15 protein-coding genes are annotated in these 14,796 nt (G+C 64.8%); 6 read left to right on the top strand and 9 right to left on the bottom strand.

Annotation, left to right across the window (positions count from 1 at the left end; all coding sequences use genetic code 11):
• Nucleotides 1-8 precede the first annotated feature (8 nt).
• Entirely contained in the window at nt 9-362 is a 354-nt protein-coding gene (locus E1832_RS07285) for a flagellar basal body protein (protein WP_133359076.1), read from the bottom strand.
• Nucleotides 363-428: 66 nt separating this feature from the next.
• Here E1832_RS07285 and E1832_RS07290 point away from each other — a divergent pair, with 66 nt between their 5' ends.
• Entirely contained in the window at nt 429-1,808 is a 1,380-nt protein-coding gene (locus E1832_RS07290; protein ID WP_133359077.1) for a FliI/YscN family ATPase, read from the top strand.
• A 91-nt stretch (nt 1,809-1,899) separates the two neighbouring features.
• Here the strand turns inward: E1832_RS07290 and E1832_RS07295 are convergent, their stop codons facing one another.
• From E1832_RS07295 to E1832_RS07310, 4 genes are all read right to left on the bottom strand, one after another.
• Nucleotides 1,900-2,721 carry a flagellin gene (locus E1832_RS07295; protein ID WP_133359078.1) on the bottom strand — a complete coding sequence of 274 codons (822 nt, stop codon included), beginning with the start codon at nt 2,719-2,721 and terminating at the stop codon, nt 1,900-1,902.
• 136 nt (nt 2,722-2,857) lie between these two features.
• Nucleotides 2,858-3,355 (bottom strand): flagellar biosynthesis protein FlgI, encoded by a 498-nt coding sequence (locus E1832_RS07300; RefSeq protein ID WP_133359079.1) that lies wholly within the window; start codon nt 3,353-3,355, stop codon nt 2,858-2,860.
• A gap of 31 nt (nt 3,356-3,386) precedes the next feature.
• A complete protein-coding gene (locus tag E1832_RS07305; RefSeq protein ID WP_133359080.1) occupies nt 3,387-3,713 on the bottom strand; it encodes a rod-binding protein in 327 nt (108 codons plus the stop codon).
• Nucleotides 3,713-4,834, bottom strand: coding sequence for a flagellar basal body P-ring protein FlgI (locus E1832_RS07310; protein WP_133359081.1), 1,122 nt, complete (start codon nt 4,832-4,834; stop codon nt 3,713-3,715). Before E1832_RS07310 ends, E1832_RS07305 begins: the two co-directional genes overlap by 1 nt.
• Nucleotides 4,835-4,975: 141 nt before the next feature.
• Here E1832_RS07310 and E1832_RS07315 point away from each other — a divergent pair, with 141 nt between their 5' ends.
• Nucleotides 4,976-5,752 carry a winged helix-turn-helix domain-containing protein gene (locus E1832_RS07315; protein ID WP_245513885.1) on the top strand — a complete coding sequence of 259 codons (777 nt, stop codon included), beginning with the start codon at nt 4,976-4,978 and terminating at the stop codon, nt 5,750-5,752.
• A gap of 15 nt (nt 5,753-5,767) precedes the next feature.
• Here E1832_RS07315 and E1832_RS07320 read toward each other — a convergent pair whose 3' ends face one another.
• The 4 genes from E1832_RS07320 to E1832_RS07335 form a co-directional block, all read right to left on the bottom strand.
• Entirely contained in the window at nt 5,768-6,850 is a 1,083-nt protein-coding gene (locus tag E1832_RS07320) for a flagellin (protein WP_133359082.1), read from the bottom strand.
• A 9-nt stretch (nt 6,851-6,859) separates the two neighbouring features.
• Nucleotides 6,860-8,272 (bottom strand): flagellar hook-associated protein FlgK, encoded by a 1,413-nt coding sequence (flgK, locus tag E1832_RS07325; RefSeq protein ID WP_133359083.1) that lies wholly within the window; start codon nt 8,270-8,272, stop codon nt 6,860-6,862.
• A 27-nt stretch (nt 8,273-8,299) separates the two neighbouring features.
• Nucleotides 8,300-9,601, bottom strand: coding sequence for a flagellar hook protein FlgE (locus E1832_RS07330; RefSeq protein WP_133359084.1), 1,302 nt, complete (start codon nt 9,599-9,601; stop codon nt 8,300-8,302).
• 159 nt (nt 9,602-9,760) lie between these two features.
• The gene (locus E1832_RS07335; protein WP_133359085.1) at nt 9,761-11,590 is read right to left on the bottom strand and encodes a tetratricopeptide repeat protein; all 1,830 of its coding nucleotides are present in this window, start codon (nt 11,588-11,590) and stop codon (nt 9,761-9,763) included.
• 139 nt (nt 11,591-11,729) lie between these two features.
• On the opposite strand from E1832_RS07335, the gene E1832_RS07340 reads away from it, so the two are divergent.
• Genes E1832_RS07340 through flgH form a run of 4 tightly spaced genes read left to right on the top strand, consistent with a single transcriptional unit; the run spans nt 11,730 to nt 14,785 of the window.
• Nucleotides 11,730-12,467 (top strand): flagellar hook-basal body complex protein, encoded by a 738-nt coding sequence (locus E1832_RS07340; RefSeq protein ID WP_133359086.1) that lies wholly within the window; start codon nt 11,730-11,732, stop codon nt 12,465-12,467.
• A 35-nt stretch (nt 12,468-12,502) separates the two neighbouring features.
• Nucleotides 12,503-13,288, top strand: coding sequence for a flagellar basal-body rod protein FlgG (flgG, locus tag E1832_RS07345; RefSeq protein ID WP_133359087.1), 786 nt, complete (start codon nt 12,503-12,505; stop codon nt 13,286-13,288).
• Between the two features lie 4 nt (nt 13,289-13,292).
• Nucleotides 13,293-13,991, top strand: a complete 699-nt coding sequence (flgA, locus tag E1832_RS07350; RefSeq protein WP_133359088.1) for a flagellar basal body P-ring formation chaperone FlgA — start codon at nt 13,293-13,295, stop codon at nt 13,989-13,991.
• Nucleotides 13,988-14,785, top strand: a complete 798-nt coding sequence (gene flgH, locus E1832_RS07355) for a flagellar basal body L-ring protein FlgH (protein WP_245513887.1) — start codon at nt 13,988-13,990, stop codon at nt 14,783-14,785. Before flgA ends, flgH begins: the two co-directional genes overlap by 4 nt.
• The last annotated feature ends 11 nt before the right edge of the window (nt 14,786-14,796 follow it).

Below are 14,796 nucleotides of genomic sequence, written 5' to 3' on the forward strand. Positions count from 1 at the left end.
ATACTCCCTCAACGCGACCCGGACACCGCCAGCACCATCTCATGCGCCTTGCGGTAAAGGTTGGATGCCAGCTTGTACTGCCCGGCAGCATTGGATGCCTGGAGGATCTGCTCCTCCAGCACCACGTTGTTGCCGGAAATCGCCTCTGCCCAGGTCGCCTCGACCTCTTCGATCGCGGCCTTGGGCAACCCCTCGGCCCGGTCGGCGCGATCCATATAGGAGGCGAAATCCTCGACCTCCCGGGCGCGATACCCGGCGGTGTCGGCGTTGGCGATATTCTCTGACACGACCTTCTGTCGATCCGCCAACCATTGCAGGCGGCGCGAGGCCAGCTGGAACAGATTGATGTTGTCGAGATTCATCGTGGACTCCGGCTCAATTCTTGGCAAGTATAGCAAGTACGGTAAGGATTAACAGGATTTATTCTTGTGAGCGCCATCTTTTCAGACCTTCGACGGACGGTTTCAAACCTTGAAACCACAAGGATAGCTGGGCGAGTTCAGTCGATTGTCGGCCTGTCTCTGGTGGTCGTGGGACTGGAACGCGCGGCCGGCATCGGCCAGCGCTGCCGGGTGCGGGGCCGTCACGGACCGGTCACCGGCGAGGTGGTGGGCAGCGGCGATGACGGGCTGCGCCTGCTGCCGTTCGGCACCTGGGACGGAATCGCCGTGGGCGATCCGGTGGAACTGATCCAGGCGGGCGACGGGATCTGCCCCGACGACAGCTGGATCGGCACCGTGATCGACCCGCTGGGCCGGCCGCTGTCGCCGGCGCCCCGGTTCCGCCCCGGCAGCCGCCGCGCGCGCGGCCGCAACAGCCCCCTGCCCGCCTACGACCGGCGACGGGTCGGCGAAAAACTGGAAACGAGGATCAAATGCGTCGATCTGTTCACGCCGATCTGCCGCGGACAGCGGATGGGGGTGTTCGCCGGCTCCGGCGTCGGTAAATCCACCCTTATGGCGATGCTGGCGCGCAACACCGACGCCGACGTCATCGTGATCGGCCTGGTCGGTGAACGCGGGCGCGAGGTGCAGGAGTTCATCGACGAGGATCTGGGCGAGAAGGGCATGGCGCGCTCGGTCGTGGTGGTGGCCACGGGCGACGAGGCACCGCTGCTCCGCCGCCAGGCGGCCTGGACTGCGACGGCTGTGGCCGAGCATTTCCGTGCCGCCGGCAAACAGGTGCTGCTGATGATGGACAGCGTCACCCGCTTTGCCATGGCCCAGCGCGAGATCGGCCTGTCGAGCGGCGAGCCGCCGACCACGCGGGGCTACCCGCCGACGGTGTTCTCAGAACTGCCGCACCTGCTGGAACGCGCCGGCCCGGGCCGCCCGGGCGAAGGCGACATCACCGGCATCTATACCGTGCTGGTCGATGGCGACGACATGAACGAGCCGATCGCCGATGCGATCCGCGGCATCGTCGACGGTCATATCGTGCTGGACCGGCGGATCGCAGAGCAGAACCGCTATCCGGCGATCAACGTCCAGCGCTCGATCTCGCGCATGCTGCCCGACTGCCACAGCCCGGAAGAATACAGCATCATGCACGCCGCCCGCCGGGCACTGGCGCGCTACACCGACATGGAGGAACTGATCCGCGTCGGCGCCTACGCCCCCGGCTCAGATCCCGAAACCGATGCTGCCGCGCGGTTCTTCGAGGCGGCCAACGCGTTCCTGGCCCAGACCCGCAGCGAGACGATGCCGGCCGAGCAGAGCTTTGGCGAACTGTACAGAATGTTGCTTGAAGCGGGGATCGACGTTCCCATGACGCCGGCGGCAGACGCGAAAACCGGCCACCCCGGTTAGGGGCGGCCGGCGGGCAGCGGCCCGTCTGAGCCAACTGCAAAACTCGTGACGTTACGGATACGCCAGGGGGAGCCCCCTGGCGAAAGGCCGGTTAGCGGAACAGGCTCAGGATGTTCTGCGGCGACTGGTTGGCAATCGACAGCGACTGCGTGGCCAGCTGCTGCTGGACCTGATAGGCCTGCAGGCGGGCTGCCTCTTCTTCCATGTTCGCATCGACCATCGCGCTGACGCCGGAATCCAGCGTGTCGGTCAGGCTGCCAAGGAAATCCTGCTGGCCTTCCAGTGTCTTTTCCGAGACGCCCAGCGAGGTCGCCGCGTCGATCGCATCGCTCAGCGCGCCCTCGGCGGTTGCCAGATCGGCCGCGATGTCGGTCGAGGTGCTCAGGTCGATCGCGTCCAGCGTGGTCTTGATCGCACCCAGGTCAACCTGGTTGAAGCTGATCGTCGTGGTGGCAAAGCTGCCCGACGACCGACTGATCCCGCTGACCACGGTCACGGCGGTGGTCGCGTTGACCAGGTCGTCACCGTTGAAGGTCGACTGGTCGATCGCTGCGCCGATCTGGGCGACCAGACCATCCAGTTCCGACTGAACGTCGGCCAGGTTGATCCCGCTGCCCTGAGCAAAGGCCACACGCTCGGCGAATTGCTCGGCCAGGCCGCTGACGGTTTCCGCGCCGAGGCGGGCCGTTGCAACCGAGTTCTTTGTCGAGGTCAGACCTTCGTTGATCGCCTTGAACATGCCGCTGTCGCCGGACATGGTTTCCGAAATGGCGAAATAGGCGGCGTTTTCCTTGCCCGAGCGAATGGCCAGGCCGCTGGAAACGCGGTTCTGGGTCTCGTTCAGGCCCTTGTTGATGTTGTTCAGGGTAGCCAGCGCGACGGTTGCCGAGCTGTTGTTGAGAATGGACGACATTTAATGCTCTCCTCAGTTCTCTGTTCGTATTTCCAGTCTTCTGACTGCAACTGGTTTCTTGAACCAATACAGAGGATATAACCGCCCGGATTAAAGCAGGGTAAACGTTTTACTAATTTTAAGGTTGTATCCGGCCTCAGAACTCGCGGTCGATGCGTAGCTGACCGCCCTCCTGGTCGCCAATCCTCTGCCCCGACTTGCCGTAAAGGCCGTTCAGACCGTTGCGCTCCGTGGCTTTGCGGATTTCGCGCACGATGGTTCCCGCTGCGGTCGCCATGCGCCGCAGCATCGCGCTGTCTTCACTGACCGCTGCCTGCAATTCAGCCAGCCGCTCTGGCAGGCCACGCGATTTCGCCGCCTCGTGCTGCAGAAACGGTTCGACCAGCGGCACCCGCAGCTCCAGCCATTTCAGCAGCGCGGCCTTTCGCTCGAACAGCTCGCTGACGACGTTGAAGCGGCCTTCGGTCAGGGCGGTGACCTCTTCGTTCAGCAGCGCCACCGCTTCACCGACCCTGACGGTGAAGGCCTCGATATTCGCCTCATCCTCATCGGTCAGGATCGTCGCCCCTGCTGCGGGCGCAACCTGCCGCGCCTGCATCCGGCTGCCGATTCTAAACCTGCGTTTTCCCAGCATGACTCGCGTCCTCCGCCTGATCCCTGTTCCGTCAGCGCCGATAGGCGTTCAGCATTTGCGCGATATTCGCACTCAGGCCCAGCCCGCCGCGTTCCGACAACTGCTCGGCCATGGCCTGGGACAGGAACGAGCGCCAAATCTCGGCCCCCTGCCCGCCGGCCGCCGGCCCATAATCGACCGTCTTCATCATCTGATCGACAAACTGGCTGAGAAAGACCGCCTCGAATTCCTTTGCCAGCCGGTCTTCACCGGCCCCGGTGCCCGCCGCCGATCCGGCTGATGCGCCGGGTGCAGTGCCGGGCGCAGTGCCGGCCGCGCCCCCCATCGGAGCGAGAGGGGAGATCGGCGTCGACGACATCAGATGATCTCCAGATCCGCATGCAGCGCACCCGAGGCCTTGATCGCCTGCAGGATCGAGATGGTCTGGCGCGCGCCGACGCCGATCGCGTTCAGCCCGTCGACCAGATCCTGCAGGCTGACATCGCCCTCCAGGATGGTGAATTTGCTCTCGCGCTCTTCCACGTCGATATCGGTTTCCGGGACCACCACGGTGGTGCCGCCGATGCTGATCGGGTTGGGCTGACTGACATTGAACCGTTCACGCACCCGGACGGTGAGGCCGCCCTGGCTGATCGCCACCTGGCCGATCCGCACATTGGCGCCGATCACGATGGTTCCGGATTTCTCGTCCACGACGACGCGCGCGGTGCTGTCGGGCTGGATCATCAGACTCTCGATCGCCGCGATGGTTTCGGCAACGTCGCCCTTGCCGGGAACCTGAACCTCGACCGTGCCGGGGTCGAGCACCCGCGCCGATCCGCCGCCAAGCGTCCCGTTCACCGCGTCCTCGATGCGGGTGGCCGTGGTGAAATCCGGTATCCGCAACGCGATACGGAAACTGTCCAGCTCCCTCATCTGAAAGGCGACCTCGCGCTCGACAATGGCGCCATTGTCGATCCGGGCGATGGTCGGCACCCCCTCCTGCACGCTTCCGGCATTGCCCTGAGCAAGAAAACCGGACACCGCGACAGGCCCCTGGGCCACGGCATAAACCTCGCCGTCGGCGCCGGACAGGGGGGTGACCAGAAGGGTGCCGCCGCGCAGGCTGGTCGCATCGCCAAGCGAGGCGACATTGACGTCGATCGGCGCGCCGCGACGGGCAAAGGGCGGCAGCTTGGCGGTGACCATGACAGCCGCGGTGTTCTTGGTCTTGAGCAGATCGCCGTCGAGGTTGGCCACGCCGAGCCGCTCCAACATGCCCTTCACCGCCTCGCGGGTGAAGGGGCTGTTGCTCATCTTGTCGCCGGAGCCGAGCAGGCCGACCACCAGCCCGTATCCGATCAGGTGGTTTTCGCGGACGCCCTCGAAACTGGCGATGTCCTTGATCCGCACATCGGCGGCGGCGGGGGGCGCGAGAAAACAGGCGGCGCCCAGCATGGCCGCCCCCAAAATCCCCGCCAAAGACCTACGTGCCGACATTGAATTCACCCCTGGTCCTTGAGCAAATCCTAACGATTTGTTTTTGCCAAGTCCATATATAGCGCGATCTAATCTTGCCTCTGGATGATTTTATTATTGAACTAACTGTCTTTCCTTGGTAGCGATGAAGAATAGCGGTGAATGACGGCGGGAACGGAGGTGTTCATGCGCGCCTATGTTTTCGAACCACGCGAGAGGCGCCAGGCTTCGCTGGCGGCCGAGCTTGAGAATGCCGGCATCGACCCCCTCTTTGTGAACGCAGACTTCTTCGAGGTTGGGCTGGCGCCTCTGACGCAACCGGGCAACGACGTCCGGGCGATCCTGATCGGAGAATCCGAGAACACCCACGCGCAGATCCGGACCGTTCGCAAAGCCGGCTGCGCCAATCCCGTCATCGTGCTGCGCGATTTCAGGAATTCACAGGATACCTCGGCAGCTCTTGATCGGGGGGCCGATGACGTCATCGTCAGTCCGATCAAGGGCAGCGAGGTGGTGTCGCGGATCAATTCGATCATTCGCCGGTTCCACGGGCATGCCGCCGAAAGCGTTGTGGTCGGGGAACTCACCGCGTTTTTCGACGGGCGCGATCCGATCGTCTCGGGCGCGCGGATCAAGCTGTCAAAGCGCGAACATTCGATCTTTCAGCATCTCGCGCTGAACTCCAACCGGGTGATTTCCAAGAACGCGATCTATGACGCGGTCTATGGCATGAGCGCCGACCAGCCGTTCGACAAGGTGATCGACGTCTATATCTGCAAACTGCGCAAGAAGATTGCCGCCGCCGCCGAAAGCGGGGCGCAATATATCGAAACGGTCCATGGCCGCGGCTACAAGCTGAGCGCGCCGGACGAGTTCGATCTGCCCGCCCCGGACCGGCCGGTGGGGCGCGGTCCGCGAGGGATCGAGGCCCGCGCCTGACGGCAGGCGTTCCGTTCAGAGGTAGTTCAACAAGGTGAGCTGCGACAGACGCGCGGTCACGCTGTAACTCGCCTGGAGCTGCGTCTCCAGGTTCGAGACCTTTGTCGCCGCCTCGTAGGGATCGACGCTTTCGTAGTTGGAGATCTGGGTGCGCTGGACCAGCGACATGTCGTTCAGCTGGGTCTGGGTCACGGCAACGACCTGCTGGTTGAAGCCGATCGCCGAAGCGCTTTGCAGCCCCCCCTGAATACCGTCGCTCAGGGCGTTGTTCACCGCCTCCATCCAGCGGGCATAGACAGCCTCGTCGTCAATCTCGCTGACATCGGTCACCGACAGCATCGCCAGCCCCTTCAGCGTGTCGCGGAACGCCTGATCGTTGGCCTGGACGCCATAGACCAGCTTCTGCCCCTCGTCGATACGGGCGCTGACGCGGTTGGACGCCCCGCCAGAGGCATCCAGCAGCGGCGTACCGTTAAAGAACGTCGCCTCATAATTGCGATCCGGGTCGGCGGTATTGCTCGAGTCGAAAAAGGCGTCGATCTTGTCGATCATCGCCTCGACCTCGGGCAGCGTGGTCGGACCGGACCCGACGATATCCAGCAGCGCCTGTTGGGGGGAAAGGCCGGTGTTCGCGTTGGCCTCCTCCCATCGGGTCAGCGGCGCGCGGTCGCTGGCCGTCCCCGAGAACAGGTGATCGCCGTTGTAGCTGATGTTCAGCGACGCGATGGTGCTTTCCAGCGCCGCGCGCGCCTGCGATTGCAGCGCGTTCGCCCCGGTGCTGGGCCGCGAGGCATTGACCAGCGTGTTCTTCAGCACATCGTTGGCCTGGCCGCGCACCGCGTCGACCGAGGCCAGCATCGCCTCCAGCTTGCTGTCCAGCAACTGGTTCGAGGTGATATAGGTCTGGGTGTTTTCCTCGCGCGCGCGCAGGGTCAGCGCGATCGCGGCGCGCGGCCCCAGATCGGCGAACAGGTCGGCCTTGACCCCGGTCGCCAGTTCCTGACCGGCGCGCTGCAATGCCTCGGTCGCACGGGCGACATGCTGGCGGTTGAACTGGTTCAGTTGCAGCGAAGAAACCCGGCTAATTGTCCAGCCCATCTTTTACCCTCAAACGGCGGCCAACAGCGTGTCGAGCATCTCGGCCACGGCGGTCAGCATCTTTGAATTGGCGGCATAGCTCTGTTCGATCAACAGCAGCTTTTGCAGTTCATCATCAATATTCACCCCTTCGACGTTCTGCCGCGAGGCCTGCACCATTTCGGCGGCCGAACTGGCGGCGGCATAGCTTCTCTCGACCCGGACCCGCTCGGCGGATTGCGACGAAACCATCTCGGCGGCGAAATTCGCGACTGTGACGGTGGCGTTCAGGCTGGTCTCCGGATCGGCCCCGAGCGGGGCGTCCATCGCGTCGATAAAGCCCTGGATTTGCGTTGCGTCCGCGGCCGCGCCGGGCGCGGCGGCGCCAATACCGTCGCGGATGCGCCACACCTCGCTTCCGGCGCTCTGACTGACCAGGTCGTTGACCCGGAGGCGGCTGGCCAGCCCGTCCAGCCTGGCCGGGTCATAGGCGCCGCCATTGTCCGTGAACAACCCGGCTTCACCTGCCGATAACGAGGCGTCGGCCGCCTCGAAGGTCTGGATCAACCCGCGCGCATATTCGTCGAGCTGAAGCTGGAACCTGGGCAGGATGTCCCCCAGCAATTCGGAAAATCCGGCCAGGCTGCCCTCGTCAATGCCGCGCACCCCGGCCTTGCCTGGCGTGATCTCGGCATCGCCGGCAAAGAAGGTTCCGTCGCCGGGATTGAACGTGACATCCTGAACCTGGGCCCCCTCCAGCAGCGCCGCGCCGCCGGTGGTATAGATGTTGACCTGACCGTCCGAGGTTTGCGACACCCGGATACTGACGATCTCGGACACCTGATCGAGCAGCCCGTCCATTCGGTCGCCCAGTTGTGCCGCCTCAAGCGTTCCGGCGCCGAAATCGCGCATGCGTCCGTTCAGCGTGGCCAGATCGTAAAGCGCCTGATTCAGGTCGGCCACTTCGTAACGGATCTCCATGTCGACCTCGGCGCGCACGTTGGCGAGCGTATCGCTTGCGCCGCGAACCGAGGCGGCCAGATCCTCGGCCGCGAAGACTGCGGCGGACTGGGCCCCGGTCGACGACGGTATGTTGACCAGCGTGGTCATCGCCGTGTTGAAGGTGGAAAATTTCTCGGCCGGAGACAGGCCGTCTCCGGGCTGACCCAGAAAGATGGTGTAGTTGCTCAGCCCCTCGCTGATGGCCTGCTGGTGAGCCATCTTGCCGCTTTCGGTGCGCGCCATCCGCACCAGCGCCGCATCCACGTCGCGGCGCACCTCGGACACCTGGGAGCCGCCGCCGACCGTGCTGACGATCACCGCCTCGCGCCGTACATGACCGTCGGTCATCGCGTTGGCGATGTTGTCGGAGACAACGCGCGTCTGGGTCTGCGCCGTGGCCAGACCCGACGCGGCGGCATTCAGGGCGCTTGAAAGACTCATGGGTTATCCCCTGAAAACAGGTTCCCGTCAGCGTTTGAGACGCGTTGTCTCATCCATCATCTCGTCCACAGTGGTCACCACCTTGGCATTGGTCGAGAACGCACGCTGGGCCTTGATCAGATCGGTCATCTCTTCGGCGATATCCACGTTGGAGGCTTCCAGGGATTTCTCGCTGATCGAGCCTGTGGCCCCGGTATTGGCCTTCATCGCCAGGAATGTCCCGGTGTCATTGGTCAGCGCATAAGCATTGCCGCGCATCTCGCGCAACCCGTTGGGGTTCGCCACGACGGCGACCGGAATCTCGTAAAGCGCCTTGCGCTGGCCATTGTCAAAGATGCCGTAGAGCGTGCCACCTTCGTCGATTTCGGTGCGCATGAGTTCCCCCACGCTGGAGCCGTCGCGACCGAAGGTCTGGCTGAAATCGCCGGCGAACTGCGTGATGCCATCGAAAGAATCAGGTGTGCCCAGGGTGATGTCGATGGTCTGCGGCGAACCGCCGCCATCCACGGTCACCGTGGCCACCCCGGTGGCCGTGTCGAAGGAGAAGCCCGACGGCGCGGTCGCCGTCGAGGTCACGCCGGAATAGGCGGCCGGCGAGCCGGCGAGCGCGCCGGAATCATTGAAGTCGACAGTCACCGATCCCAGCGCGGTCCCGGCGCCATCGCTGATCGTCACGTTCCAGCGGTTGTCGGTGGTGGTCGGCTCCCAGGAGAAGCTCAGCCGCTCCGATGCGCCCAAGGGGGTGAAAAATTCCGACGATGTGGTGAAGGGCGCCCCCGGGGTGGCAAGACCCGACTCCTGTGCGGGCAGGTTGCCCGCAGTGGAAATCTCCGTGGTTGCGTCGGCCGACAGGGTGATGTCGCCGATATTCACCGTTTCCATTTGCGCGAAAGAACTGCGATCGACATCCCCCAGCGTCCCGTCCAGGCCATAGCGATAGCCAGCCAGATAGAAGCCGCCCGCATTCACCAGGTTGCCGTCCTTGTCCGGCAGGAAGGAGCCGGCGCGCGTCAAAAGGTAATTGGTCTGAACCGTCTCGTCGGGACGCAGCGAGACGGTGAAGAACCCGGAGCCGCTGATCGCCATGTCGGTGGACGAGGTTGTCGAGATCAGGCCGCCGGCATGGTTGATGTCCATCGCCTCGACCGCATCGACCGACAACGCCCCGGTGGCGCCGCCGCCGGAGGCGCTGGTCGTGACGAAATGGGCAAAGCCGCGCTTGTAGCCGACCGTATTGGCGTTCGCGATATTCTCCGAGATGCCGCCCACAGCCCTGGAGTTGGCCTGAAGCCCGCTGACTCCGGTCTGAAGTGCGCTTGAAATACTCATGCTCGCCGCCTCTTATTCTTGTCTTTGACCTCTTTCCCACAAGGAATACACGACGCTATTTTAAAGCAAGTTAAAAATTTAAGAAAAACAACCTGACCGCAGGCTTTCCTGCAAGGATTGCAACCTCATTCAGCGCGATTGCCGGCCCGGCGCGCCGCCCTAAAGGCCGGTGTCGGCGGCATTGATGGTGCCGACCGCCCGTTTGGCGCTTTCCAGACGGGTGTCGGCCGCGTCGCGGCTGAGCGGCACCAGCGGCGCCGGCGGGTTGAGCAGGCTTTCGGCGATCTCGACCCAGGCCACGGAGTCGGTCAGGTCGGGAAAGGCCGCGACGACCTCGCTTGCGGCGCGCACGTCCCCGGCCCGCCGCGCCGCGAGCAGCAGGTACGAGGCATCGCGGGCGGTGAACGCATCGGGGAAATTCACCCAAAGCTTGGTGTAGAACCGCGTCGCCTCGGTCCATGTTCCCTCTTGCCAAAGCGCCAGCGCGAGGTCGCGCAGATTTCCCGCGTCGGGGGCGGCGACATGGGTGCGCAGCACCCCCTCGTTGTCACCCAGGCTGGCCAGAACCGAGGCCTTCAACGCGTTGACGCGCCGGCGCTGCGCCGGATCTTCCGGCGCGCCGATCCGCTCGAGAACCGTTCGCGCCTCGGCATATTGCCCACCGCCTGACAGGGCCCGGGCCAGTTTCAGCCGCAACCCGATCAGATGCCCCTCGTCGACCGTCGTGCCGGACACGGTGGCCAGTTCCTGCACCAGCGCCAGCGCCCGGCGATACTCGCCCGCCGCCAGATCGGTGCCGCCAAGCTCCAAAGCCCGGTCCGCCAGGATCTCGGAGTGCTGGGCAAACTCGGGGAAAAAGCGATAGAGCGGCACCAGTTCCATATGCAGCGTCACCCACTTGGACAGCGACAGGCGCCCCGCGGCGCCGTCCTGATAAACCGAAGCCATATCCGCACGCGCCAGGGTAGCGGCCTCTTCCGCCGCCTCGGTGCCGGGAAACCGCAGCATCAACTTGCCGCGTGCGACCAGCGCGGACAGCGGGTCGCCGGTGGCGGTATAGAGCCCGGCGAGCCGCCGCAGCAATTCGCGTTCGTAACGGTCGCCACGCCAGGCGCCGACGCCGTACTCAAGGACGTCCCGCGCCGCCAGAAGCGCGCCGCGGCCGCCATCCTTCAGCGCCATGTCCGCCAGCGCCAGCCGCGACCGCGCGGCGTAGAGATCCCAGCCATCGCTGGCCAGAAAATAATGCTCCAGCGCGGTCTTGGCCCTGCCCTGGACAAGCGCCGCGCGCCCCCGCAGATAGCTGCCCACCGGGGCGCTCGACAGATCGGGAAACCCCTCGAGCAGCGCCACCGCCTGATCGGCCAGGCGCGCCTCTCCGGTTTCGACCGCGGCCTCGGCCAGGATCGGCAGCAGGACGCGCACCACCGGACGGGTCTGATAGGCCAGCGCCTCCAGCGCCCCGGCCAGATTGTTCCGCAGCATCACTGAATCGCCAACCGCCACCGCCTGCAGGGTCAGCCACAAGCTCCGGTCGGGGCGCGAGAGGGCCGCCAGCGGCGAGGTCTTGATGTCCTCCGACGCGGGCTGACCACTCAACAACAGCGCCGCATCCCGCATGGCGCGCCAGCGACGGGCATCGCCGGCCGCCTCGGGCTCCACCCCATCGAGGACGGACCCGGCCTCGTAGAGCAGCGCCTGGCTCAGATACAACTCTGCCATGTCGAGAAAGACGGCCAACCGCTCCGGTCCGTGGGCCGAGCTCAACGCATCGATCCGCCGCGTCAACTCTCTATGGAACCCGTCCAGCGGCCAGCGCCGCAAGTCCATGTCCGATTGCCGCGCCGCGCCCGGGGACTGGCGGGCCGCCTGACCCAGATCCGACAACGCCGGCGCGTCGGAGGGCGCACTGGAGGCCAGCGCGACACCGGCCGCAACGCCGCCCGCCAGAAGTGCAACAACCGCCGCCGGTTTCTTCATGTAGGCCACCGACTGTCCTTGTATTTCCCCAAATACATCTTGCCTTAATTCTTATATTGATGGATAGTTTATCATGCAATAACAGGAATGATACCGAAATCTTGCCGGTCTATCCTTGTCGGCGCATCTCAGGGGCACGGAGCCAGCCATGAGCAACGCGGATTACGTTTCCCTTTCTCTCGCCACTGCCTTGCAGCGCAGCATGGACATGTCCGCGCACAACATGGCCAATGCGACAACTGCGGGCTACAAATCGATGCACCCCCTGTTCGAGGCGGTGCAGCCCGACGGCGAGGAGGACATGGCGGTCAGCTATGTCGAGGATCGCGGCACCTATCTCAATTCCAGCCAGGGGGCGCTGATCGCCACCGGCAGTCCGCTGGATCTGGCCTTGTCGGGAACCGGGTGGTTCTCGTATCAGACCGGGACGGGCGCCACTGCCTATGGCCGCGACGGGCGGCTGACGGTCAATTCCGATGGCCAGCTTTCGACGCTGACGGGCGCGCCGATCCTGAACCGGGGCGGTGCCCCGATCACCCTGCCGCAGGCACTGGGGCAGGACATCACCATATCCGCTGACGGAACCATCACCGAGGCCGACGGCGGCATCCTGGGCCAGATCGGCATCTTTCGCGTGCCGGATGTGGACAGGCTGGTTCCGATCGGCGGCGGCCTCTACCTCTATGGCGACGCAGGCGGCGCGGCTGTCCCCGACGACGAGACCGTGATCGCCCAGGGGTTTGTCGAGCAAAGCAACGTGCAGCCCGTCGTCGAGATGACCCGCCTGATGGATATTCAGCGCGCCTATGAGCGCGCCGCCAAACTGATGAGCGACAGCAACGATCTGACGCGGCAGGCGATCCAGCGCCTCGGCCGCGTGGTCTGAACCGCCGGACGCCGGCTAACGGGAAGGACCCGAGCATGAAAGCACTTGGAATCGCGGCGACGGGGATGCTGGCCCAGCAGACCAATGTCGACGTCATCGCCAACAACATCGCCAACGCCAATACCACCGGCTTCAAAAGCGGGCGGGCGGCGTTTCAGGACCTGATCTACCAGTCGATGCAGCAAGAGGGCGCGCTGACCTCGACCGAGGGCACCTCGCGTCCGGTGGGCATGAATGTGGGGCTGGGGGTGCAGAGCGCCGGGGTGATCCGGCTCAGCACCCAAGGGGGGTTGTCGCAAACCGAGAACCAGCTGGACCTGGCCATCGAGGGGCGCGGTTTCTTTGTGGTCAACCGCCCCGACGGCAGCCAGGCCTTCACCCGTGCCGGCAGCTTTCAGCTCAGCGCCGAGGGGCAGATCGTCACCCTCGACGGGTACGAGATCGACCCGGGCATCAATGTGCCCGAGAACACCCGCCAGATCGCCATCAACCAGGAGGGCGTGGTCATGGCCTATGTCGAGAACGACCCTGCGCCTGTGGAGCTGGGTCAGCTGACCATGGCCACCTTCCTCAATGAGGCCGGGATGAAGCCGATCGGCAACAACCTTCTGGAGGAAACGACCGCCTCGGGCGAGCCGTCGCTGATCAACCCGGGCGAGCCCGGTGCGGGGATCGTCCGGCAGGGATACCTTGAGAACTCCAACGTCAATATCATCCAGCAGATCACCGACCTGATCTCGGCCCAGCGGGCCTATGAAATGAACTCCAAGGCGATCGAAACCGCCGACCAGATGCTCTCAACCGCCAATCAGATCAAGTAGACCGATGCGCCGTAGAACCACAGCCCCGCCCCGATCCCGCCGCCGGCCCGGCCTTGCCGCGCTTGTCGCCGCGCTGCTGCTGCCGGCGCTGCCCGCCGCCGCGGCCCAGATTTCCGCGCTGGTGGCAGAACGCGCAACGCAGGAGGTCGGCCCCGGCATGCCCGACAAGGGCTTTTTCAACGTCCGGATGGCCGAGGGGCTGCCGGATCAGGGCGACTTCATCCGCGAATTCTGGATCGACCGCGACACCGGTCAGTTCATCGCCAACGTGATCACCGATCTGGGCGAGGTCCGCCGCGTCTGGGGCGTGGCCACGCTGACCCAGCCGGTGCCGGTGCCGGTGCGCCGCATCATGCCCGATGAGATCGTGCAGCCCGAAGATATTGAAATGGTCGATATGCCCTGGGCCCGGGTCAACGCCTATGCGGTCACCGAGAACGCCGCGCTGGTTGGCATGCAGGTCCGGCGCATGCTCTCGCCCGGGCGGCCGGTGCAATTGCAATCGGTGCAGCCGCCGATCATCGTTTCGCGCGGCGAACGGGTGACCATACAGCTCAACTATGGCGGACTGGAACTTTCCGCCGAGGGCAAGGCGATTTCCGATGCGCATCTGGGCCAGGAGGTCCGGGTGGTCAATCTCAGCAGCAACAAGACGATCGTGGGCATCGCCCGCGCCGATGGTTTAGTGGAGGCCAGCTTTTGATCCCCGCCCTTTCTGATAATCTCCGCCCGCGGCGCATCCGCGCCGGAGCTCTCGCCACCCTTGCCGCGGCGCTCGCGCTGTCGGCCTGCGGCCAGTACACCAAGCACCGCGACCCCTCGCTCAGCGACATGGTGCTCGACGGCGAAACCATGCCGGAAGTCAACCGCATCAGCGTTCCGATGCCGGAAACCGAGCCGATGAGGCCGCCCCAGCGGGCCGAGGCCTCCAGCCTCTGGGGCAAGAATACGCGCAGTTTTTTCGGCGATCGCCGCGCCCAGGCGGTGGGCGATCTGCTGACCGTGGTGATCGACATCGACGACAGCGCCCAGCTGCGCAACGCCTCGGAACGCAGCCGCAGTGGCGGCACGGACGTGAAGGATCCGGTGTTCCTCGGCTATGGCGGCCAGATCGACAAGATCCTGCCGGGTGTCGATGCCTCCGACCTGCCCACCGGCGGCTCGATCATCGATCTGGGGTCCAGTTCCTCCACCGCCGGCGACGGCTCGATCAAGCGCAACGAGTCCATTCAGCTGCGCGTCGCCGCGATGATCGTCAAGGAACTGCCCAACGGCAATTTCGTGATCGGCGGCCGGCAGGAGGTGAAGGTCAATCAGGAATTGCGCGAACTGCGCGTGGCCGGGGTGATCCGCCCTGTCGATATCATGATCGACAACACCATCCCCTATGACCAGATCGCCGAGGCCCGCATCGCCTATGGCGGGCGCGGGCAGCTCAGCCGTGTCCAGCAACCGCGCTATGGCGAGGATTTCCTGGATGTGGTCCTGCCCTATTGACCGGAGTGACC

The organism is Antarcticimicrobium luteum (assembly GCF_004358185.1).
Taxonomy (GTDB): Bacteria; Pseudomonadota; Alphaproteobacteria; order Rhodobacterales; family Rhodobacteraceae; genus Antarcticimicrobium; species Antarcticimicrobium luteum.

Bases quoted from the DNA above. Each gene is read 5' to 3' on its own strand.
- E1832_RS07285 (WP_133359076.1), bottom strand. From the start codon at position 362: ATGAATCTCGACAACATCAATCTGTTCCAGCTGGCCTCGCGCCGCCTG.
- E1832_RS07295 (WP_133359078.1), bottom strand. From the start codon at position 2,721: ATGTCGTCCATTCTCAACAACAGCTCGGCAACCGTCGCGCTGGCTACC.
- E1832_RS07300 (WP_133359079.1), bottom strand. From the start codon at position 3,355: ATGCTGGGAAAACGCAGGTTTAGAATCGGCAGCCGGATGCAGGCGCGG.
- E1832_RS07305 (WP_133359080.1), bottom strand. From the start codon at position 3,713: ATGTCGTCGACGCCGATCTCCCCTCTCGCTCCGATGGGGGGCGCGGCC.
- E1832_RS07310 (WP_133359081.1), bottom strand. From the start codon at position 4,834: ATGTCGGCACGTAGGTCTTTGGCGGGGATTTTGGGGGCGGCCATGCTG.
- E1832_RS07315 (WP_245513885.1), top strand. From the start codon at position 4,976: ATGACGGCGGGAACGGAGGTGTTCATGCGCGCCTATGTTTTCGAACCA.
- E1832_RS07320 (WP_133359082.1), bottom strand. From the start codon at position 6,850: ATGGGCTGGACAATTAGCCGGGTTTCTTCGCTGCAACTGAACCAGTTC.
- flgK (WP_133359083.1), bottom strand. From the start codon at position 8,272: ATGAGTCTTTCAAGCGCCCTGAATGCCGCCGCGTCGGGTCTGGCCACG.
- E1832_RS07330 (WP_133359084.1), bottom strand. From the start codon at position 9,601: ATGAGTATTTCAAGCGCACTTCAGACCGGAGTCAGCGGGCTTCAGGCC.
- E1832_RS07340 (WP_133359086.1), top strand. From the start codon at position 11,730: ATGAGCAACGCGGATTACGTTTCCCTTTCTCTCGCCACTGCCTTGCAG.
- flgG (WP_133359087.1), top strand. From the start codon at position 12,503: ATGAAAGCACTTGGAATCGCGGCGACGGGGATGCTGGCCCAGCAGACC.
- flgA (WP_133359088.1), top strand. From the start codon at position 13,293: ATGCGCCGTAGAACCACAGCCCCGCCCCGATCCCGCCGCCGGCCCGGC.